The sequence below is a fragment of the Actinomadura sp. J1-007 genome (genome assembly GCF_009793335.1).
Taxonomy (GTDB): Bacteria; Actinomycetota; Actinomycetes; order Streptosporangiales; family Streptosporangiaceae; genus Spirillospora; species Spirillospora yumaensis.
Genome location: NZ_WING01000001.1, coordinates 1,169,413 through 1,190,145, shown reverse-complemented (window position 1 = coordinate 1,190,145; position 20,733 = coordinate 1,169,413). Strand labels below are relative to the sequence as shown.

Genomic DNA, 20,733 nt, shown 5'->3' with positions numbered 1-20,733 from the left:
GGTGCCGTCCGACGAGTCGTTCGAGGAGATGTGGGCGGCGCTGCTGCCGGTCGGCCGCGACCCGGGGGACGGCGGCTACCACCGCTTCTCCTGGACGCCGGCCGAGCTGGACTGCCGCGCCTGGTTCCTGGACGAGGCGCGCCGCCGGGACATGCCCGTCGAACGCGACGCCAACGGCAACCTGTTCGCCTGGTGGCACCCCGAGGACGGCGCCCGCGACGGCGCCGTCCTCACCGGGAGCCACCTGGACTCGGTGCCCGGCGGCGGCGCGTTCGACGGGCCGCTCGGCGTCGTGTCGGCGTTCGCCGCGATCGACGTCCTGCGCGGACGGGGCGCACGGCCCGCGCGGCCGATCGCCGTCGGCGCGTTCGCCGAGGAGGAGGGCGCCCGGTTCGGCGTCGCGTGCCTGGGGTCCCGGCTGCTGAGCGGCGCGATCGACCCCGCGCGGGCCCGCGCGCTCACCGACGCGGACGGCCGCACGTTCGGCGACGTCCTCGCCGCGAACGGCCTGGACCCGGACGCCATCGGCCCCGACCCGGGGCTGCTGTCGCGCTTCGCCTGCCTGGTCGAGCTGCACGTCGAGCAGGGCCGCGCGCTGGAGGAGCCGGTCGGCGTGGCGAGCGCGATCGTCCCCCACGGGCGGTGGCGGTTCGACTTCGCCGGGGAGGGCAACCACGCCGGGACGACCCGCCTGGAGGACCGGCGCGACCCGATGCCGCCGTTCGCGAGCATGGTCCTCGGCGCGCGGCGGGCCGCCGAGCGCAACGGCACCGTCGCGACCGTCGGCAAGGTCCGGGTGACGCCCGGCGGGGTGAACGCGATCGCTTCGTCCGTCACCGCCTGGCTGGACGCGCGCGGACCGTCCGACGAGGACGTGCGCCGCACCGTCGCCGAGGTCGAACGGGCCGCGCGCACCGCCGCGTCCGAGCACGACGTCGCCGTCGCCCTCGCCGAGGAGTCCTACAGCGAGGTCGTCGGCTTCGACCACGCGCTCCGCGACCGCGTCGTCAAGGCCCTCGGCGGCGTCCCCGTCCTGCCCACGGGCGCGGGCCACGACGCGGGCGTGCTGTCGGCCCGGCTCCCCGCCGCGATGCTGTTCGTCCGCAACCCGACCGGCGTGTCCCACGCGCCCGCCGAGCACGCGGACACGGAGGACTGCCTCGCCGGTGTGGAGGCCCTCGCCGCTGTACTGGACGACCTGGCGCACGGGTAGGAATCCGTATATGCGATGGCATGCCGAGTTCGCCTGGCTCGGTCACGAGGTGGCCGCAGATGTGCTCATCGAGGCCGACGGCGAACGTTTCACCACCGTGACGCGCGGCGTCCCCGCCCCGGGCGACGCCCAGCACCTGCCGGGCCTGACGCTTCCCGGGCTCGCGAACGCCCACTCCCACGCCTTCCACAGGGCGCTCCGCGGCCGGGCCCAGGAGGGCCGCGGGACGTTCTGGACCTGGCGCGAACGCATGTACCGGATCGCCGACCGCCTGGACCCGGACGCCTACCGCGCCCTCGCCACCGCCGTGTACGCGGAGATGGCCCTCGCCGGGATCAGCTGCGTCGGCGAGTTCCACTACCTGCACCACCGGCCCGGCGGCGACCCGTACGGCGAGCCCAACGAGATGGGCGAGGCCCTCGTCCAGGCCGCCGCCGACGCGGGCGTCCGCGTCACGCTCCTCGACACCTGCTACCTCGCGGGAGGCATCGGCGAACCCCTCAAGGGCCCGCAGCTCCGCTTCGGCGACGGCACCGCGGGCAACTGGGCCCGCCGCGTCGACAGCCTCTACGAGCACACCGGCAAGGGCCGCCTGCACGCCCGCGTCGGCGCCGCGGTCCACTCCGTCCGCGCCGTCCCGCGCGAGCAGATCGGCGCGGTCGCGGCCTGGGCCCGCGAGCACCGCGCGCCCCTGCACGTCCACCTGTCCGAGCAGCCCGCCGAGAACGAGGCGTGCCGCGACGCGTACGGCCTCACCCCCACCCGCCTGCTCGCCGAGGCCGGGGCCCTCGGCGCGCTCACCACCGCCGTGCACGCCACCCACCTCGACCCCGAGGACATCGCCCTGCTCGGCGCCACCATGACCGGCGTGTGCATGTGCCCCACCACCGAACGCGACCTCGCCGACGGCATCGGGCCCGCCCGCGACCTGTCCACCGCCGGGTCGCCGCTCTGCCTCGGCTCCGACCAGCACGCCGTGATCGACCTGTTCGAGGAGGCCCGCGCCGTGGAGCTGGACGAGCGGCTCCGCACCCGCCGCCGCGGCCACTGGACGTCCGGGGAGCTGCTCGCCGCCGCCACGTCCAACGGCCACTCCGCCCTCGGCTGGCCCGAGGCCGGGCGCCTCGAACCCGGCGCGTACGCCGACCTGGTCACCGTCGACCTGGCGTCCCCCCGCACCGCCGGGGCCGGAGGGCGCTACGCCGCCGAGGCCGCCGTGTTCGCCGCCACCGCCGCCGACGTCCGCCACGTCGTCGTCTCCGGCCGCCAGATCGTCCACGACGGCCGCCACCTGCTCCTCGACGACGTCCCCGCCCTCCTCGACGACGCCGTCCGGGCCGTCGCCGAAGACCCCGCCTGACCCGCCTCCGACGCCGCGTACGTCTCGTATTTGAGACGGTTATGAACGATCACCGCCCTGGACGGGCCGCCGCCGGTGCGATGCTGGGCGGGTGAGCACCCTCATCAGGAACATCGGGGAACTGGTCACCAACGACCCGGAGCTCGGCACCCTCACCGGCGCCGCGCTGGTGATCGACGGCGACGCCGTCGCGTGGGCCGGGCCGTCCGCGCGGGCCCCCGCCGCCGACGACGCGTTCGACGCCGCCGGGCGCGCCGTCCTGCCGGGCTTCGTCGACTCGCACGCGCACCTGGTGTTCGCGGGCGAGCGCGCCGAGGAGTTCGCCGCGCGGATGTCGGGCCTGCGCTACGACGGCGGCGGGATCCGCAACACCGTCGCGACCACGCGCGCCGCGTCCGACGACGAGCTGCGCGCCAACCTGCGCCGCCTCATCGGCGAGATGGCCCGCCAGGGCACCACGACGGTCGAGTGCAAGTCCGGCTACGGCCTCACCGTCGAGCAGGAGGAACGGCACGTCCGGATCGCCGCCGAACAGGCCGACGAGGTCACGTTCCTCGGCGCCCACGTCGTCCCGGCCGGGGCGGACGCGGGGGACTACACGCGCCTGGTGGCCACCGACATGCTCGCCGCCTGCGCGCCCCACGCCCGGTGGATCGACGCGTTCTGCGAGAAGGGCGCGTTCGACGCCGACCAGGCCCGCGAGGTGCTGGAGGCCGGCGTCCGCGCGGGCCTCACGCCGCGCCTGCACGCCAACCAGCTCAGCGCGGGCCCCGGCGTCCGCCTCGCGGTCGAGCTGGACGCCGCGTCCGCCGACCACTGCACGTTCCTCACCGGCGCCGACGTGGACGCACTCGCGAACTCGTCCACCGTCGCGACGCTGCTCCCGGGCGTCGAGTTCTCCACCCGCCAGCCGTACCCCGACGCCCGCCGCCTCCTCGACGCGGGCGCCACCGTGGCCCTGGCGACGGACTGCAACCCCGGCTCCTGCTACAGCTCCAGCATGGCGTTCTGCGTCGCCGTCGCCGTCCGCGACATGGGCATGACCCCGGCCGAGGCCGTCTGGAGCGCCACCGCGGGCGGCGCGAGGGCCCTGCGCCGCACCGACGTCGGCCACCTCGGCGCGGGCGCGCGCGCCGACGTCCTCATGCTGGACGCCCCGTCCCACATCCACCTGGCCTACCGCCCCGGCGTCCCCCAGGTCGCCGCCGTCTGGAAGCGCGGCCACCGCGTCTGACCTCACCCCCGCGGCGCGACCTCCAACTCCCGCCACTCGACCCGCAGGGTGAACGGATCGCTGAGGTTGAGCGCGCAGGGGTCCCGGTCCCGGTGGGTGATGGCGAGCCTGGAGTAGGTCCGCTCGCCGCCCAGCAGGGCGTAGTGCTCCACCGCGACGGCGCCGATCTCGTCGAAGTCGACGATCAGGTAGTGCGGGATGCCGGCCTTGGCGTACTCGCCCTTCTTGTGGATGCGGTCGCGAGAGTCGGACCAGCGGGAGACGATCTCGGCCACGATCAGGACGTCGGCCGCGGTCAGCCCCTCGTACGGTCCGAGGCAGCGGTGCGCCACCGCGTCGGGCTTGCGGACCGTGAGCGGGACCTCCCACAGCACCAGTTCGACCTCGGTGTTGACCTCCACGCACGGCGGTTCGCCTCCGCCGTGGTCGCGCCGGAACTTCGCCGCCGCCGCCTCGACCGCCTCGGCCAGGCGGAACGCCGTCTTCTGGTGCGCCCGGTCGCGCCGTTCCCTGAGCGTGACGATGCCGTCGACCACCTCGATCTCGGCACGGGCGTCCTCGGCGAGGGCCAGGTACTCGTCCAGCGACAGCGGGTTCGGCCGCTCCAACCAGTTCGTCGTCACGTGCCCATCATGGCGGTCCGGCATTCAGGGCGTCCCGAGGTAGCGGTGGTTGACGCGGATGAGGGGGGAGCCGCGGCGGGAGATGTAGTCGGCCGTGAGGACCTCGGCCACGAACAGGACGTGGTCGCCGGCCTCGATGCGGTCGCGGGTCTCGCATTCGAGGGCCGCGACGCCGGCCTCGGGGATCAGGGCGTCGGACGCGGGGCCGCGGTGGTGCGGCTCGCTCGCCAGCAGGAGGCGGGCGGACGGGCGGCCCTCGGCGGCGAACCGGCCCGCCAGGGCGCGCTGGCCCGTGCTGAGGACCGTGGCGGCCCAGCGGGGGCGGCGGGTCAGCACCTCCGCCAGGTAGCCGTCCGCGCCGACCCCCGCGAGGACCATCGGCGGCTCCAGGGACACCGACATGAACGAGGTGACCGTCGTGCCGAGGTCGTCGCGGCCGTCGCGGACCGTCAGCACGACGACGCCCGTCGCGAAGCCCGACAGGGCGTCGGTGAAGTCGGCGGGGTCCACTGCCCCAGCGTTCAACGGATCTCCCAGGAACCGGGGAGGGTGAGCGGGCCCGCGGCCGGGAGGCCGAGGCGCGCGGCGACCGAGGCGAGCGAGCCCCAGCCGTTGAAGCGGGCCGCCGCGGCGGTGCGGTCCTCGGACGAGTCGGCGGGGCGCAGCCGCTCGAACGGCGAGGTGTGCGGGTAGGCGCGGATCGGCGCGTCGGCCGCGAGGCCGCCCTTCTTGCGGGCGAGCTCCAGGGCGAACTCCAGGCCGCCGAGCTCGTCGACCAGGCCGCTCTCGCGGGCGTCGGCGCCGGTCCAGACCCGGCCCCTGGCCAGCTCGTGGACGCGCTCGCGGGACAGGTCGCGGCCCTGCGCGACCTTCGCGGTGAAGTCGTCGTAGATCTTGTCGAGGGAGGCGTTGATCCGCTCCCACTCCGAGTCGCTGAAGTCCTTGGTCGCGCTGAACATGCGCGCGTGCTCGCCGTCGCTGACGCTGCCGAGCCCGACGCCCGCGCGGTCGAGCAGGCCGGTCACGATGGCCTTGCCGACGACGACGCCGATCGAGCCGGTGATCGTGCCCGGCTGCGCGACGATCGTGTCGGCGGCCATCGCGACGTAGTAGCCGCCCGAGGCCGCCACGTCGCCCATGGAGACGACCACCGGCTTGCCGGCCTTGCGGGCGAGCGTGACCTCGCGCCAGATCGCGTCGGACGCGACGGCGGAGCCGCCGGGGCTGTTGACCCGGAACACGATCGCCTTGACCCGGTCGTCGCGGACGGCGGCGCGGAACGCGGCGCCGATCGTGTCCGAGCCCATGGCCGCGCCCGAGCCGGGCAGCGGGCCGCTCCGCCCGCTGCGGCCCAGCTTGATCGGCCCGTGCCCGTTGACGAGGGCGACGACGTCCTGCCGGCCCGGCTGGGGCAGGCGGCGGGCGAGGCCCTGCGTGCGGTTGTAGCGGGCGACGTAGCGGAGCTGGGCCTCCTCGCCGAACTCCTCGCGCAGGTCGGCGTAGACCTCGTCGCGGTAGCCGAGCCGGTCGACCAGGCCCTCGTCGAGCGCCTCGCCGGACAGCAGCGGCCCCCGGTCGGTGAGGTCGCGGACCTTGTCGGCGGGCAGCCCGCGCGCCGCCGCGATGCCCTCGGTGATCTGCTCGCCGAGGGAGGTGACCAGCCGCTTGGACGACTCCTCGTGCTCGGGCGTGTAGGACTTCTCCATGAACGTGTTGGCCATGGTCTTGTACTCGTACCGCTTGGCGAACCGCGGCTGGACGCCCGCCTTCTCCAGCGCGCCCGCGAAGAACGGCTCCTCCAGCGCGACGCCGGTCAGCCCGACCTCGCCGGTCGGCTGGAGGTGGACGCGGTCGAACGCGGTGGCCAGGTAGTACGGCACGGTCCCGCGCCCGCTCTCGCCGAACGTCTCGGCCCAGGCGACGGTGAGCTTGCCCGCGTCGCGCAGGCCGCGCACGGCCTCGCGCAGCTCCTGGGCGAGGGCGAGGCCGATCCCGTCGCTGATCTTGACGACCAGCGCGCGGACCCGGTGGTCGGAACGGGCGCGGCGCAGGCCGTCCAGCACGTCCCGCAGGTGCGTCCGGCGCATCGACAGGATCGCCGTGAGCGGGTCGGACGGCGCCGTCTCCACGATGCCGTCGGTGAGGTCGAGCTCCAGGACCAGCGGGCCCGTCCGCCGGTCGCGAGCCTGCTTGATGACGTTGACGACTGTGCCGGGATCCACCATGCGCCCAGCCTATGCGCTCGTCCCCGTGCCGCCTCTACGACGCGGGTCCAGGGTGTCTCCGCCGGAAGTACGAGGTCAGGGTCCCGTCCGGGAGCCCCGGGTTCAGCGGGCGAACGCCTGGTTCGGCACGACGCTGCCGGACGCCTGCGCGACCGGCCGGCCGCGCTCGTCGGCGATCACCGCGTTGGCCACCATGCGGGTGCGGCCGGGGTGCAGGCAGGTGCCGACCACGGTGTACCGGCCGTCCGCCACGACGCCGCGCAGGTAGTCGATGTTGAGGTTGAGCGTCAGCATCGGCATGAAGTGCTCGCAGGTGCTGGACGCGGCGAGGCAGACGGCGTTGTCGAGGATCATCGCGATGTAGCCGCCGTGCACCGTCCCGCCCGGGTTGCACAGCCGCTCGGCGGGACGCCAGTCGATCTCGACCCGGCCGGGCTCGGCCGCGGTGATGATCTGGCCGATGTGGTCGTTGATGTCGGAGATCTGGGGGAAGCGGCTCTCGGCCATGGCCTGGATCAGCTCCGCCCCCGACAGTGTGTTCCACAGCTCGGCGTCGGTCTGCGTGCTCAACTGGCTCTCCCCGTGCTCAGGCGTCGGACGACCCGAATCGTATTCGGTCGGCTCCCGGGGCGGCACTGTGCCGTTCGTCACCCGAGGTCAGCCGGACCTGCTGAGCGTCCCCCTGCTGTCGCCGCCCATCTGGCCCGGGGACCGGTACTCCAGCTTCCCGCCCGCCAGCGTCAGCGTGATCCGCCCGCCCACGCACGTGCCCGTCGGGTTGTCGCTGCGCAGCACCGTCTCGTCGAGCTCCAGCCTGTCGCCGGTCGCGCTCGTGACGGTCACCTTGTTGTGGCAGCCCCACACGTCGTAGTCGGCCGTCCCCTCGCTCCTGCCCGCCGTCAGCGTGACGGTCGCGCCGGTACGGCTCGTGTCGGACAGGATGACCCCGCCCTTCTGGACGACCGTCCCCTTCCACGTCCCGCCGAACGCGGCGGGCACGGCCGTGCCGCCCTTCCCGCCGGACGACCCGGACGACCCGGACGACCCGGACGTTCCGCCGGACGATCCGCCCGTCGAAGGCGTCGTGCCGCCGGTGGCGTCCGTGCCGGTGCTGGGCGAGGAGCCCCCGCGCGCCGTTCTCCCGGACGGGTCGTCGTCGTCCTTGCCGAGGAGGCTGGACGCGATCCACGTCACGGCGGCGATCAGCGCGACGGCCACGACCGCGGCGGCGACGATCAGCGGCGTGCGGCTCCCGGACGCGCCCCCGCCGACCGTGGACTCCGGCGGCGGCGCGGGCCCGGTCAGGTCCCGCGCCGGAGGAACGGACCCGTCCGGCACCGGCACCGGCGGCGCCGGGACGGACCGCGGGTCAGGCCCCGACGGATCGACCAGCCGGACCATCAGGTCGCGGGCCGTCGGCCGCCGCGCCGGGTCCTTCGACAGGCACTCCGCCAGCAGCCCGTGCAGGGACGGCGGGACGCCGGTCAGGTCGGGCTCCCCGTTCGCGATCCGGTGCATGATCGCCGGCACGGAGGTCGCCGGGCCGAACGGCGGCCGCCCCGTCGCCGCGTAGACGATCGTCCCCGCCCACGCGAACACGTCGGACGCGTACGTCGGCGGGTGCCCCTCCAGCCATTCGGGCGCGAAGTACGACGGCGTCCCGACGAGCTGGGTGTGGGTCTCGGCGTCGATGGCCCGCGCGATCCCGAAGTCGACGACCCGCGGGCCGTCCGGCCCGAGCAGCACGTTGGCGGGCTTGAGGTCGCGGTGGACGATCCCGGCGCCGTGGATCGCGGCGAGCGCGCTCGCGGTGTTGACCGCGAGCCGTTCCAGCTCGCCGCCGCGCAGCGGCCCGGACCCGGCGACCCGCTGCTGGAGCGAGGGCCCGTCGATGAACTCGCTCACCACGTACGGGTGGGCGCCCTCGGCGGACGAGTCGAGGACCGCCGCCGTGCAGAACGGCGCGACCTGCCGCGCGGCCCGCATCTCCCGCGCGAACCGGCCCCGCGCCGCCGCGTCGGTGGTCTTCAGCATCTTGACCGCGACGCGCTCGCCGTCCGGGGTCTCGCCGAGGTAGACGACGCCCTGGCCGCCCTCGCCGAGCCGTCCCGTCAGCCGGTAGCGGCCGACCTCCCGGGGGTCGTCGCGGTCCAGCGGAAGCGCGGTCATGGGCCTTTACCCTCCAGCGTGGAACGTCAGGCAACCCCCCGACTGCCGCCACCACCGTACTTGGATCACCGAGCGGATATCGTCGCTCCATGGGAGACGGGGACGGCTGGGCGCGCTGCGGGCACGGGCACACGCACTGGGGGCGGTTCGGCGCGGCCGGGCTGCTGCTCTTCCACCGCGACCCGGGCGACGGCGTGAAGCGGATCCTGCTCCAGCAGCGGGCCTGGTGGGGGCACGGCGGCGGGACGTGGGGCATGTTCGGCGGCGGGCGGCACAGCGGCGAGGACCCGGTCGAGGCGGCGCTGCGCGAGACGTCCGAGGAGTGCACGCTCGACGTCGGCTCGATCCGGGTGCACGGCCTCATGGTCGAGGACCACGACGGCTGGGACTACGCCTCGGCCGTCGCGTCCGCCGACCCCGGCGCGCCGCGCCCGCGCGTCAAGCCCGCGTCGTTCGAGACGCGCAGGGCCGAGTGGGTGCCGGTGGAGGACGTGACGGAGCGTCGGCTGTTCGCGCCGTTCGCGCGGTCGTGGCCGAAGCTGCGGGAGGCGATGACGCGGGTCGTGCTCGTCGTGGACGCGGCCAACGTGGTCGGCTCGCGCGCCGACGGCTGGTGGAAGGACCGGGCGGGGGCCAACGCGCGGCTGCGCGACGACCTCGCCTCCCTCGCCGCGGGCGTGCGCTCGCTGCCCGGCGGCCTCGTCCCGTTCGAGAAGACGTTCGTCGACCCGGTGCTGGTCGTGGAGGGCGCGGCGCGGCGGGTCGCGGACGAGCCGTCGGAGTGCGTACGGGTCGTCGCGGCGCCCGGCAGCGGCGACGACCGGATCGTGGAGCTCGTCGCCCACGGCGAGCCCGACACCGCCTACCTGGTCGTGACGGCCGACCGGGAGCTGCGGAGCCGGTGCGAGGCGGCGGGCGCGGCGGTGACCGGCCCGCGCTGGCTCATCGACCGGCTTCCGGCACGCCGCTGACGCGGTGCCCCGCCTTCTCCAGGATCTCCGCGGCGTCGCGGAGCTTGTGGTCGGGGACCAGCACGAGGTCGGCGTGGTAGGTGGACGCCACGAAGACGGGGACCGCGGTCTCGGCCAGCGGCCCGACGATCGAGGCGAGCATTCCCGGATCGCCGCGCCCCATGGACGTCTCGCCGTAGAGGCCGTTCCACCGCTCCGCCTCCACGTAGGGCGGCGCCTCGCGGATGACGGTGAGGCCCTCCGGCGCGCGGACCAGCGCGATCCACTCGTCGTCCTCGGGGAACGTGGCGTTCGGCAGGTGTTCCACCAGGAACTGGGACGGGACCACGTGCAGGCGCATGCCCGCCACCCTATTCAGGGACGAGCCACACCGCGCCCAGGGGCGGCACCCGCATCACGGCCGACGCGGGCATCGCGTGCCAGGGCGTCTCGGTCGCCTCGACGGCGCCGAGGTTGCCGACCCCGCTGCCGCCGTACTCGTACGCGTCGGTGTTGACGACCTCGCGCCACCGCCCGGCCTGGGGGAGTCCGAGCCGGTAGTCCTCGTGCGGCGCGCCGGAGAAGTTGACGACGCAGGCCATGACCGTCGCCTCGCCCTCGGCGTCCACCCCTCGCCGCAGGAACGAGAGGGTGTTGCCCGCCGCGTCGTTGGCGTCGATCCAGCGGAAGCCGTCCGGGTCGTTGTCCCACGACCAGAGGGCGGGGGACGCGGCGTACGCGGCGTTCAGGTCGCGGACGAGCCGTTGCAGCCCGAGGTGGTCGGCGCCCTCGGCGGCGTTGTCGAGCAGCCACCAGTCGAGCGGGCGCTCCTCCGCCCACTCCGCGCCCTGGCCGAACTCGCCGCCCATGAACAGCAGCTGCTTGCCGGGGTGGCACCACATGTAGGCGAGCAGCGTCCGCAGGCCCGCGAACCGCTGCCACGCGTCGCCCGGCATCTTGCCCAGCAGCGACCCCTTCAGGTGGACGACCTCGTCGTGCGACAGCGGCAGGACGTAGTTCTCCGAGAACGCGTACACCAGCGAGAACGTGACCTCGCCGTGGTGGTAGTGCCGGAAGACGGGCTCGTGCTCCAGGTACTGGAGGGTGTCGTGCATCCAGCCCATGTTCCACTTGAAGCCGAACCCGAGGCCGCCGAGGTGGGTCGGGCGGGACACGCCCGGCCACGCGGTCGACTCCTCCGCGATCGTCATGACGCCCGGGTTGCGCTTGTAGACCGTCGCGTTCATCTCCTGGAGGAACGAGATCGCCTCCAGGTTCTCCCGGCCCCCGTAGACGTTGGGCGTCCACTCGCCCTCCTCGCGCGAGTAGTCGAGGTAGAGCATCGAGGCGACCGCGTCCACGCGCAGCCCGTCGACGTGGAACTCCTCCAGCCAGTACGAGGCGTTCGCCACGAGGAAGTTGCGCACCTCGGCGCGGCCGAAGTTGAACACCAGGGTGCCCCAGTCGGGGTGCTCGCCGCGCGCCGGGTCCTCGTGCTCGTAGAGCGCCGTGCCGTCGAAGCGCGCGAGCGCCCACTCGTCCTTGGGGAAGTGCGCGGGCACCCAGTCGACGATCACGCCGATGCCCGCCTGGTGCAGCCGGTCCACCAGCAGCCGGAACCCGTCCGGGTCGCCGAACCTGGAGGTCGGCGCGTAGTAGGAGGTGACCTGGTAGCCCCAGGACGGCCCGTACGGGTGCTCGGCCACCGGGAGGAACTCCACGTGCGTGAAGCCCATGTCCGCGACGTACGCGGTGAGCTCCTCGGCCAGCTCGCGGTAGCCGAGGCCGGGCCGCCACGACCCGAGGTGCACCTCGTACACGCTCATCGGCTCGTTCACCCACGAGCGCTCCTTGCGGCGGTCCATCCACGCGCCGTCCGCCCACTCGTGCGAGGAGGTGAACACGCGCGACGCCGTCGCCGGCGGCACCTCGGTCGCCTGCGCCATCGGGTCGGCCTTGGCCCGCCACCGGCCGTCCGCGCCGAGGATCTCGTACTTGTAGCGGGCGCCGTCGCCGACGCCCGGGACGTACAGCTCCCAGACGCCCGTCGAGCCGAGCGACCGCATCGGGTGCGCGCGGCCGTCCCAGTGGTTGAAGTCGCCGACGACGCGGACGCCGCGCGCGGTCGGCGCCCACACCGCGAAGCCCGTCCCGGTGACCGGCCCGAACGACGAGGCGTACGTGCGGACCCGGGCGCCGAGCGCGCGCCACAGCTCCTCGTGCCGGCCCTCGCTGATCAGGTGCTGGTCCAGCTCGCCGAGCGTCGGCAGGTGCCGGTACGGGTCGTCCTGCACGGTCTCGCCCGCGCCCGGGTAGGTGACCGCGAGCCGGTAGTCGGGGACGGCGAGCGGCGCCTCGTCCGGGCCGTCCCCGGCGAGCGACGCGCCCTCGGGCAGCGTCGCCGCGAACACGCCCTCGTGCACGTGCCGCAGCGGGTGCCGGTCGCCGTTCGGCAGCACGGCCTCGACGCGTTCGGCGAGGGGGCGCAGCGCGCGCACCGTGACGCCGGACCGCCCCGGATGGGCGCCGAGGACGGCGTGCGGATCGTGGTGGTCCCCGCCGACGAGCCGGTCGATCTCCGCCCGCGTCACCCGTGCCATGGCGTCCTGGCCTCCTCGCCGCGAGGTCGTGTCCGGAAGCGTCCGGTTGCCCGCCCGCCGGGGCCGGCCCGGTCTTCTGGACGCCGCCCGGAGAACGTTCAGAGTAGGAGTGCCCGGAGATCCGCGTCTCTCACGTAGCGGATCGGTCCGGTTTCGGTGGATTCGGGATCACGGCCGGGAGCCGCCCCGGCCCGTGTACGTGAAGGGGAGCCGGGTGATCCCGTTGTCGAAGCTGGACAGCAGGTACTCGGGCTCGCCCGTCGCGCGCAGGCCGGGCAGGCGGTCGAACAGCTCGCGGAACATGATCCGCAGCTCCATCCGCGCCAGGTTCGCGCCGAGGCACAGGTGCGGGCCCGGCCCGCCGAACCCGACGTGCGGGTTGGGCTTGCGGGTGATGTCGAACGCGTCCGGATCGGCGAACGCCTCGGGGTCGCGGTTGGCGGCCGGGTAGAACAGCACGACCTTGTCGCCCGCGCGGAGCCGCCGGCCGCCCAGCTCGTGGTCGCGGGTCAGCGTCCGCCGGAACTGGACGATCGGCGAGACGTACCGGACGATCTCCTCGATCGCGCCGCCGATCCGCGCGTCGTAGTCGGCGAGCAGCAGGTCGCGCTGGTCGGGGTGCTCGGTGAACAGGTGCAGCCCGTGCGCGAGCGCGTTGCGCGTCGTCTCGTTGCCCGCGACCAGCAGCAGGTCGAAGAACGAGCCCAGCTCGCGCACCGACAGCGCCTCCCCGCTCTCGCCCGCGTTGACCAGCGCCGAGACCAGGTCGCCCGTCGGGGCCTCGCGGCGGGCCCGGCCGAGCCGCGCGACGAGCCGGTGCAGATCGACGATCGCCCTGAGGTTGCCGTAGAGCAGGCGCAGCGCGCGGGGACTGGCGAGCGATCCGCGCACCCCGGAGTAGGCGGTCATCGCGTCGATCCGCGACAGCACGTACGGGCGGGCCCGCTCGGGGATGCCCATCATCGCGCAGATGACGTTGATCGGGAGCCGGGCCGCGACCTGCTCCACGAAGTCGTGCGGCTCGTCCGCGATCACCTCGTCCACGATCCGCGCGGCGGTCGCCCGGATCTCGGCCTCGATCCCGGCGAGCATCCGCGGGGTGAACGCGCGGAACACGATCCGCCGCAGCCTCGCGTGCCGGGGATCGTCCATGTTGACCATCGGCGTGCCGAACACCTTCGCCAGCCACGGCGGCGGCTCCGGCGACGTCGCGGCCGGCTCGCTGGAGAACACGGCGGCGTTCCGGCTCGCCTCCACCACGTCCGCGTGCCGCACCAGCGCGTAGAAGCCTTTGCCCGACCGTACGAACGGGACGCGCGGCTCGGGGAACCAGACCGGCGGGCCGAGCTCCCGCAGCCGCGCGAAGTCGGCGAGCCGTTCGGACGGGAGGCGGGCCCAGAACGCCATGTCGACCAGGTCGATGCCGTGCGCGCCCGGCCGCGCGGCCGGAGCGGGGTCCGCGCCCATCTGCCCTCCCCTCACCGGCCGAGCCACTTCACGGGCCGGGCCGCTTCACAGGCCGTGCCGCCTTCACCGGCCGAGCCACTTGACCTCGTACGGGCCGAGGTCGAGCGCCTTGCCCTCGACCTCCGTGCGCGCGGGCCGCGCCGTGGTGTTGACGGCGACCATCTGCTCGGCCTGCGCCAGCACGCGCACGTCGGCGTTGGACGACGCGACGTCCGCCAGCGGCGTGCCCGGCGGGAACCAGCGGTCGAAGTTCTGGAGGTTGGCCAGCGTGGGGGTGCCGCCTCCGCCCGCCGCCCGGCCCGACCACAGGCATCCCGGGCAGTCGCCGGTCGTCGCGGTCTGCGGGCTCCAGTAGAACGCGCTCGCCGCGCCCGCCCGCACGAACTCCATCATCGCCGCCGCCTGGACGGCCCCGCGCCGCTCGTTCGTCCACGTGGACGGGACGGGCTCGACGTACCACTCCGCCCACCAGACCGGCAGCCTCGGGTCGAGGCCGCGCAGCCACCGGGTCACGGCCGAGAACTTCGACAGCGCCATGAACTCGTTCAGCTCGACCTCGCGCTGGTTGGGCATCGCGTGCCCGTCCACGGCGATGAAGTCGGCGCCCTTCTTGTGCTCGTACCAGTACTTCACCGCGTCGAGGTTGCGCTGGTCCATGACGCCCCAGGGGCCGCTCAGCTCCGACGGCGGGCCGTACCGCCCGCCCGGCGCGTTGCTGTTCATGACCATGTACGGGCCGCCGACCTTGATGTCCTCGTCGACCTTCTTCAGCGCCGTGTAGACCTTGTTGTAAAGCCGGGTGTAGCCCTCGTGGTCCCACCGGTTGCCCGGCGGATACCAGAAGCCCTTGAACTCGTTCCAGACGGTGTAGTGCCTCACGTCCGGATAGCGCCTGGCCACGGCCGCGGCGAGGTCGGCGTAGTCGTCGAAGTGCTCCGGCTCGATCGCCGTCTCCAGCCGCCGCCAGTCGGTCGTCCCGGCCGCGCCGCCCTTCATCCAGTCGGGCCCGCAGCACAGCGTCACGACGGGCGTGCCGCGGGTCTCGCGGATCACGTCCATCCGCCGGTCGAGCGACGACCAGTCGAACTCGCCCGGCCGCGGCTCCGGATTGTCGACCCCCCACCCCATGATGGGCGTGACCTGCGGCATGGGGTGCGACGCCAGGTCGGCGAGCGCCTTCGGCGGGCCGTGTTCACGATCGACGGTGTTCTGCGTGTGGGTGAAACCCCACGACGGCCAGTCGCGCGGGGCGCCCGGCGCGACCCGGGACGCGGCCTGGGCCGGGGCGGGACCGTCGCCGCCGTTCCCGCCGGGGCGCCGGCCGGTGGCCGCGAGGACCAGCGTCGAGACCAGCACGCCCGCGGTGGCCGCGGCGAGGGCGACCAGGACCAGGCGCCTGCGCGGGCGGCCGTGGCGTCCCCGCCGGTTGCGGAACAGGGACGCGCGGCCGGGACCGGTCCGCTGCTGGACGTCCAAGACGGGCCTCCTGGATGGGAACGGCGTCCCGGAAATCCTCACCCGGCGCGGCCGGAGGGGCATCCCGCGAATGTACGAGACGGCCGGTGCCCGGAGAGGAGTCGCGACCGCACGGACGGCACGACTTTTTGTGGGGGTCGCGCCGATGTGCCGCCCGTGCGGTCACGTCTTCCGGCCCTTGCGGTGACAACCACCGCACCGACCGCGTCTCCAGTCCTCTGTCACCTCCGCGACACAGGTAACTGCCGTAACGGACCGCCCGGACCCGGTCCGCCCCCGCCGGGGGACCGGGGACCCCGGGCGTCCCCGCCGTCGCCTCACCGCTCCCCGCCGTCCCTGCGCGTCTGGTCGCGCAGCAGCTCCCGCAGCCCCGCCGCGTCGTCCGCCGCGACCGTCATCGCATATCCCGCCTGGAGTTGGGCGTCGGTGAGATCGCCGCTGCGGGTCGCGTACCACCGGCCGGCGTCGCTGCGCCACACCAGCCAGCCCGGGAACTCCGCCTCGATGGCCGTCTTCAGATCCTCGAAGTCGCCCATCCAGGTCGTCCCTTCCCCGAGGCGGCTCTTCTGTATACAAAAGTCTTACTCGGTCCAAGTGGTGTCAAGCTGTCCGTAAGCGGACCGTCTCCCCGCGGATAGCGCCAGAAAGGGGTTTCGCGGAACAGGGGAGGCGGGCTGGACGAAGGGAGGTGGCGCCGGTGCCGGAGCGTCCCGCCTATCTGCGCATCGCCGACACGCTGCGCAAGGGGATCCGGGACGGCAGCCTTCCGCCCGGGACGCGACTGCCGACCATGGCCGAGCTACAGGCGGCCCACAAGGTGTCGGAGATCGTCATACGCCAGGCCATCGCACTGCTCCGCCAGGAGGGACTGATCGAGACCCGCCGCGGCGGCGGCACCGTGGTCAAGGTGGCGCCGCCCGCCAGGCGGGTCGCGATGGACCGCTACCGGGCGTTCACCCGCCCGGTGGCGGTGCCCGAGACGACCTTCACGCGCGACCAGCGGATCACCTGGCACGAGTACCGTCTGGACAAGGAGTTCGACCGCACCCACGCCGGACCGGACCTCGCCGGGCTGTTCGAGCTGCCCGTCGGCACCGAGCTGCTGCGCCGCCGGTTCGTCTTCTACGCCCGCGGCGAGCCGCAGCAGATCGCCGTCAACTTCCTGCCCTGGTCGCTCGTCGGCCACACGCCCGTCGCCGACCCCGCCCGCGAGCCCTGGCCGGGCGGCACCATGGCGCAGCTCGACTACCTCGGCCACCCCCCGACCCGCGTCGAGGAGTCGGTCAGGTCCCGCATGCCCACCCCCGAGGAGGCCGAGACCCTCCGCATGTCCGCGGGGGTGCCCGTCCTCGCCATCACCCGCCGCCTGATCTCCGGGGAGGACGTCATGGAGGTGTGCCGCGACATCGTCCTCCCCGCCGACCGCGTGATCCTCGACTACTCCATCGACCTCTGAGGCGTCCGGGCGGAGCGGGTGCGCTACTGTGCCCGCTCCCCCCTACCTGTGGAGTCCGCATGTCCGTGAGAGCCTTTCCGCGCGCCAGAGCCGTCCTGCCCGCCGCCGTCGCGACCGCCCTGGCGATGACGCTCGCCGGCTGCGGCGAGGAGAAGAAGAACGACCCGCCCGCCAAGGCCGAGGCCGCCGCCAACGGCTTCGCGGGCAAGTCGCCGGACCAGATCCTGGCCGACTCCGTCGCCGCCCTCCGCGGCGCGACCTCGTTCCGCGTCGCCGGGATCATGGTCGACGAGAAGGAGACCATCGAGATCGACATGGTCACCGACGGCACCGACGCCCAGGGCAAGCTGACGCTGCCCATCGAGGGGACGACCGTGTCGATGGAGGTCATCAAGGTGGGCGAGCGGGCGTACTTCCGCGGGCGCGACCTGTGGAAGAAGGCCGGCGGCGCCGCCCTCGCCGACCGCGTCGGCGACCGCTGGGTGGCGGGCTCCCGCGAGATGCGGCAGAACTTCACGTCGTTCTTCACCCCCGCGGGCTGGGCCGACATCCTCAAGCCCGACAACACCACCATCACCCGCGAGGCCGACTCCAAGATCGGGGACAGGCCGGTCGTCACCCTCAAGGACGACTCCAGCGGCATCCTGTTCATCGCCGCGACCGGCAAGCCGTACCCGCTGCGCCTCGCCGGCGGTGACAAGAAGGGCGGCGGCGAGATGAACTTCACCTACGACGTCCCCGTCAAGGTCTCCCCGCCCCCGAACCCCCTCGACCTCACCAAGAACCCCACCGGCGTCTGACCTCAGACCTCCAGCAGCGCGGCGGGGACGAGCGTGACGGCGAAGGGCTCGGCGGCCTTGAGCTCCTCGGTGTCCAGCGCGGTGCGGACGGTCCCGTAGCGGCCCCGGTCGTTCAGCTCCAGGACCTCCACGCGCGCGACGGGACGGAAGTCGACGATCCAGTAGTGCGGGATGCCCGCCTCGGCGTACTCGCGCCGCTTGGCGACCCGGTCGGACTGCTCGCTCCCGCTCCGGCGGGACACGACCTCGGCCACCAGGACGAGGTCGCCGCCGTGGTAGGTGCTCCTGTCCTCCAGGAGGGTCTCCCGCCGGGCGGCGGCGTCGATCACGAACACGTCGGGCTTGCGTATTCCGGCGGGGACGCTGAACTCCTCGTCGCCGCCCCGCCCGACGTACACGGGGGCCGCCGCGGCCTCGGCGGCGGCGCGGAGCGCCGAGTGGAGCCGGTCGGACACGGCGCCGTGCAGGGGGGAGGGGGACATCTCTACGAGCCATCCCTCCGAGAGCTCCCAGCCCTTGCCGTCCTCGGGCAGGGCGTGGAGGTCCTCGATGGTGTAAGGCCCCCAGCTCACTGCCGGTCGTCCTCGGCTGCGACACCCACGTCCGCCTCCTTCACGCGGTCACGGGCACGAGTCTACGGAGGGCGGGGGTGTCAGTCCTGGTAGAGCCAGGCGTCTTCGTCGTTGTCCTCGGCCTCGTTGCGGGGTGGGGGTGGGGCTGGGGGGTGGGGGTGGCGGCGGGCTCGGCCGGCGGTGGCCAGGGCAGCACTGAGGGTGAGGACGGCGATCAGGCCCGCGCCGGGGGACCAGGCGCCCAGCATCAGCATGATCTGGGCCGTCCCGGCCACGATGACGATCGCGGCGGACGTGGAGACGACGAGGCGGCCGACGGGGTCCAGGCCCGGGAGCAGGGACGCGCACGCCAGGGCCGGGACGGCGAACAGGAGCAGCGCGAGCAGGGCCGTCACGAGATCACCACGAACCTCTCCACGATCACCGCGACCACGCTGACCAGCAGCGGGGCCGCGAGCACGGTGAGCGGGCGCAGGCGGCGGGTCTCGCCGGGCGGGAGGCGGAGCCGGCGCAGCTCGCGGGCCAGCAGGACGCCGAGCAGGACGGGCAGGTAGACCAGGCCCGCGGGCGTCCAGGGGGAGCCGCGCATGCCGAGCCCGGCCGGGCGCGGCACCTCGGCGACGGGCGCGGGCGGCGGGTTCCTGAGGCGGTAGACGGCCGCGTCGCGGGTGCTGAGAACGGTCTGGATCTCCGGGGACGAGGCGAGCGCCCGGCGCATCCGGTCCCCGTAGTCGGCCGGCAGGCCCGCGGTGAGCACCTGGAAGTCCTCGTGGCTGCGCGTGGTGACGAAGTAGCCGCTCGGCCCCTGGTCCTTGAGGCCCTGCACGATCGGGGAGATATCGGCCGGGTCGCCGCGGTTGGCGATGACGGGCGCGTACGACAGCCGTTCCCAGTCGCGGTACGACCACGGCATCACGGGCGTCCCGCCGACGAGGTCGGGGTTCTCGGCGCTCAGCCAGACGACGCCGACCGGGCCCTCGCGCGCGTCGAGCATGACGTCGAACGCGCGCACGTCGTCCTTGCGCACCTGCTCGTACCTCTCGTTGCCGTACCGGACGGCGAGGAAGCCGCCGGTGAGGGCGAGCGCGAAGACCGACGCGGCGGCGACGGCGGGCCAGTGCCGGCGGGAGCCCGCGCGGAGCCGCCCGAGCCGGAGCCGGACCCTCGGGTCGCGGACGCGCGGCGCGTCGAACGGGGCGGGGAAGAACAGGTAGGCGATCAGCAGGCACGCCGCGGGCAGCATGAAGAAGTAGATGCGCAGCGCGATCTCGCCGCCGTAGTTCTGGAGGCCGAACGAGGAGAACGGCACCAGCATCAGCACCAGCGCCACCCGGTCGTCGATGCCGCGCGCGCGGCGCCGCAGGAGGCCGGCCGCGGCGAGGCCCACCACCACCGCCGCGATCATGATGCGGAGCTGCTGGACGTCGGCGGTCTGCGCGCTGGTCTGGCTGATCCGCCCGCCGGTGCTCTGCCGGACGTTGGTGAACACCTTGCCGAGCCCGCCGAAGATCTCGCCCTTGCGGCTCGACCAGTACCCGACCGTCATGAAGCTGACCCACGCCGCGTACACGATCCCGGCGATGAACGGCATCCCGCGCAGGCCGCACCGCCGGACCAGCACCAGGCCCGCGCACGCGGCCGTCATCAGGAACGGCGTGAGCTGGTGCGCGGCCGTCCCGACGAGCAGCAGGACGAACAGCAGGACCAGCAGGACCGACCGTTCGCGCACCGGCGCCTGCGGCGGGGGCAGCTCGCCGGGGTCCTTGGGCCCGAAGGCGAGGTCGTAGACGCGCCGGACGCGGCCGCGCCGTTCGGCGGTCCCGCCCGCGCGGCGGCGGCCCGCGCGCCGCGCCGTCTCGTGGTGGTGGCGGAACCAGTTGACCAGGATCGCCACGAAGAACAGGTAGAGCAGGTACGCGAACGCCTGCGGCGACAGGTAGTCCTGCCCGACCCAGTTCGCCGCGACGAACAGCCACGCCGCGAACCACTTCGCCCGCCACGTCGCCCGCAGCGTCCGCAGGATCAGCGCGTACGGGACGAGGTACAGCAGGTTCGTGACGGGCGGGGCCCAGCGCAGCAGCGGCTCGATGTCGTGCTGCCCGACCGCGTTCATCACGAACGCGATGAACGCGAAGAAGCCGGGCGTGCTGAACCGCGCGTCGAGGTCCCAGCTCACGGTGTGGGTGCGGCTGATGTACTCGATGAACCCGGCGGTCTGCCACACGGTCGGGAACCGCGCGTTCGGCTCCAGCGCCTGCGCGACGCCGTGCAGCGAGACGGTCAGGACGAGGAGCTGCGCGGCGAGCAGCGGCCGGTGCGGGCGCGGCAGCGCGAGCGTCGCCATGAACGCCGCGACGAGGAGGGCGGCGCCGGCGAGGGTGGCGGCGGGCAGGACGCTGATCAGCCCGTAGCCGTCCATCGCCTCCAGATCGACGCCGCGCAGCGGGATCCAGAACAGGCCGGCGCCGAGCGCGGCGAGCGCCGCGACGGCGATCAGGGCGGTACGGCCCGCGCCCGGGGCCGGCGGGACGGCCGTCCCGTCCCGCGGCGCGCCCTCCGCGGGGTCGCGCGCCTCGCGAACCGTCACG

At 74.0% G+C, this 20,733-nt stretch carries 19 protein-coding genes; 6 read left to right on the top strand and 13 right to left on the bottom strand.

Going from position 1 to position 20,733, the window contains the following annotated elements; translation table 11 throughout:
- The first annotated feature begins 28 nt into the window (after positions 1-28).
- The 3 genes from GEV43_RS05385 to hutI all read left to right on the top strand — a co-directional run bounded on the left by GEV43_RS05385 (position 29) and on the right by hutI (position 3,807).
- On the top strand, positions 29-1,213 hold the full coding sequence (locus GEV43_RS05385; RefSeq protein WP_175250337.1) for an allantoate amidohydrolase: 1,185 nt from the start codon (positions 29-31) through the stop codon (positions 1,211-1,213).
- 10 nt (positions 1,214-1,223) lie between these two features.
- Positions 1,224-2,573, top strand: coding sequence for a formimidoylglutamate deiminase (locus tag GEV43_RS05380; RefSeq protein WP_160819729.1), 1,350 nt, complete (start codon positions 1,224-1,226; stop codon positions 2,571-2,573).
- 91 nt (positions 2,574-2,664) lie between these two features.
- Complete coding sequence (gene hutI, locus GEV43_RS05375; protein ID WP_160819728.1) at positions 2,665-3,807, top strand: imidazolonepropionase; 1,143 nt, start codon at positions 2,665-2,667, stop codon at positions 3,805-3,807.
- Positions 3,808-3,809: 2 nt separating this feature from the next.
- On the opposite strand, the gene GEV43_RS05370 is transcribed toward hutI, so the two are convergent.
- The 5 genes from GEV43_RS05370 to GEV43_RS05350 form a co-directional block, all read right to left on the bottom strand.
- Complete coding sequence (locus GEV43_RS05370) at positions 3,810-4,430, bottom strand: Uma2 family endonuclease (RefSeq protein ID WP_160819727.1); 621 nt, start codon at positions 4,428-4,430, stop codon at positions 3,810-3,812.
- Positions 4,431-4,454: 24 nt separating this feature from the next.
- Positions 4,455-4,955 (bottom strand): flavin reductase family protein, encoded by a 501-nt coding sequence (locus GEV43_RS05365; RefSeq protein ID WP_241682793.1) that lies wholly within the window; start codon positions 4,953-4,955, stop codon positions 4,455-4,457.
- Positions 4,952-6,655, bottom strand: a complete 1,704-nt coding sequence (gene sppA, locus GEV43_RS05360) for a signal peptide peptidase SppA (protein WP_160819726.1) — start codon at positions 6,653-6,655, stop codon at positions 4,952-4,954. The genes GEV43_RS05365 and sppA overlap by 4 nt, the downstream gene beginning before the upstream one ends.
- Positions 6,656-6,757: 102 nt before the next feature.
- Positions 6,758-7,225 carry a PaaI family thioesterase gene (locus GEV43_RS05355; RefSeq protein WP_241682792.1) on the bottom strand — a complete coding sequence of 156 codons (468 nt, stop codon included), beginning with the start codon at positions 7,223-7,225 and terminating at the stop codon, positions 6,758-6,760.
- 87 nt (positions 7,226-7,312) lie between these two features.
- Complete coding sequence (locus GEV43_RS05350; protein WP_160819725.1) at positions 7,313-8,824, bottom strand: serine/threonine-protein kinase; 1,512 nt, start codon at positions 8,822-8,824, stop codon at positions 7,313-7,315.
- Positions 8,825-8,913: 89 nt separating this feature from the next.
- Between GEV43_RS05350 and GEV43_RS05345 the strand changes: the two genes are divergently transcribed.
- Positions 8,914-9,795: an NUDIX domain-containing protein gene (locus GEV43_RS05345; RefSeq protein ID WP_160819724.1), complete on the top strand. Its 882-nt coding sequence runs from the start codon at positions 8,914-8,916 to the stop codon at positions 9,793-9,795.
- Here GEV43_RS05345 and GEV43_RS05340 read toward each other — a convergent pair.
- The 5 genes from GEV43_RS05340 to GEV43_RS05320 form a co-directional block, all read right to left on the bottom strand.
- On the bottom strand, positions 9,767-10,135 hold the full coding sequence (locus GEV43_RS05340; protein WP_160819723.1) for an ACT domain-containing protein: 369 nt from the start codon (positions 10,133-10,135) through the stop codon (positions 9,767-9,769). The genes GEV43_RS05345 and GEV43_RS05340 overlap by 29 nt on opposite strands.
- Positions 10,136-10,145: 10 nt before the next feature.
- Positions 10,146-12,374, bottom strand: a complete 2,229-nt coding sequence (gene glgB / locus GEV43_RS05335) for a 1,4-alpha-glucan branching protein GlgB (protein WP_160819722.1) — start codon at positions 12,372-12,374, stop codon at positions 10,146-10,148.
- A gap of 168 nt (positions 12,375-12,542) precedes the next feature.
- The gene (locus GEV43_RS05330) at positions 12,543-13,841 is read right to left on the bottom strand and encodes a cytochrome P450 (RefSeq protein WP_160819721.1); all 1,299 of its coding nucleotides are present in this window, start codon (positions 13,839-13,841) and stop codon (positions 12,543-12,545) included.
- Between the two features lie 63 nt (positions 13,842-13,904).
- Positions 13,905-15,317: a xylan 1,4-beta-xylosidase gene (locus tag GEV43_RS05325; protein ID WP_241682791.1), complete on the bottom strand. Its 1,413-nt coding sequence runs from the start codon at positions 15,315-15,317 to the stop codon at positions 13,905-13,907.
- Positions 15,318-15,634: 317 nt separating this feature from the next.
- Positions 15,635-15,853 (bottom strand): hypothetical protein, encoded by a 219-nt coding sequence (locus GEV43_RS05320; protein ID WP_160819719.1) that lies wholly within the window; start codon positions 15,851-15,853, stop codon positions 15,635-15,637.
- A 161-nt stretch (positions 15,854-16,014) separates the two neighbouring features.
- On the opposite strand from GEV43_RS05320, the gene GEV43_RS05315 reads away from it, so the two are divergent.
- Positions 16,015-16,773, top strand: coding sequence for a GntR family transcriptional regulator (locus tag GEV43_RS05315; RefSeq protein ID WP_160819718.1), 759 nt, complete (start codon positions 16,015-16,017; stop codon positions 16,771-16,773).
- 59 nt (positions 16,774-16,832) lie between these two features.
- A complete protein-coding gene (locus GEV43_RS05310) occupies positions 16,833-17,573 on the top strand; it encodes a hypothetical protein (RefSeq protein WP_160819717.1) in 741 nt (246 codons plus the stop codon).
- 2 nt (positions 17,574-17,575) lie between these two features.
- Here the strand turns inward: GEV43_RS05310 and GEV43_RS05305 are convergent, their stop codons facing one another.
- The 3 genes from GEV43_RS05305 to GEV43_RS05295 form a co-directional block, all read right to left on the bottom strand.
- A complete protein-coding gene (locus GEV43_RS05305) occupies positions 17,576-18,145 on the bottom strand; it encodes a Uma2 family endonuclease (RefSeq protein WP_160819716.1) in 570 nt (189 codons plus the stop codon).
- An 80-nt stretch (positions 18,146-18,225) separates the two neighbouring features.
- Positions 18,226-18,540, bottom strand: coding sequence for a hypothetical protein (locus GEV43_RS05300; protein ID WP_160819715.1), 315 nt, complete (start codon positions 18,538-18,540; stop codon positions 18,226-18,228).
- A complete protein-coding gene (locus GEV43_RS05295) occupies positions 18,537-20,732 on the bottom strand; it encodes a hypothetical protein (RefSeq protein ID WP_160819714.1) in 2,196 nt (731 codons plus the stop codon). The genes GEV43_RS05300 and GEV43_RS05295 overlap by 4 nt, the downstream gene beginning before the upstream one ends.
- Position 20,733: the final 1 nt, after the last annotated feature.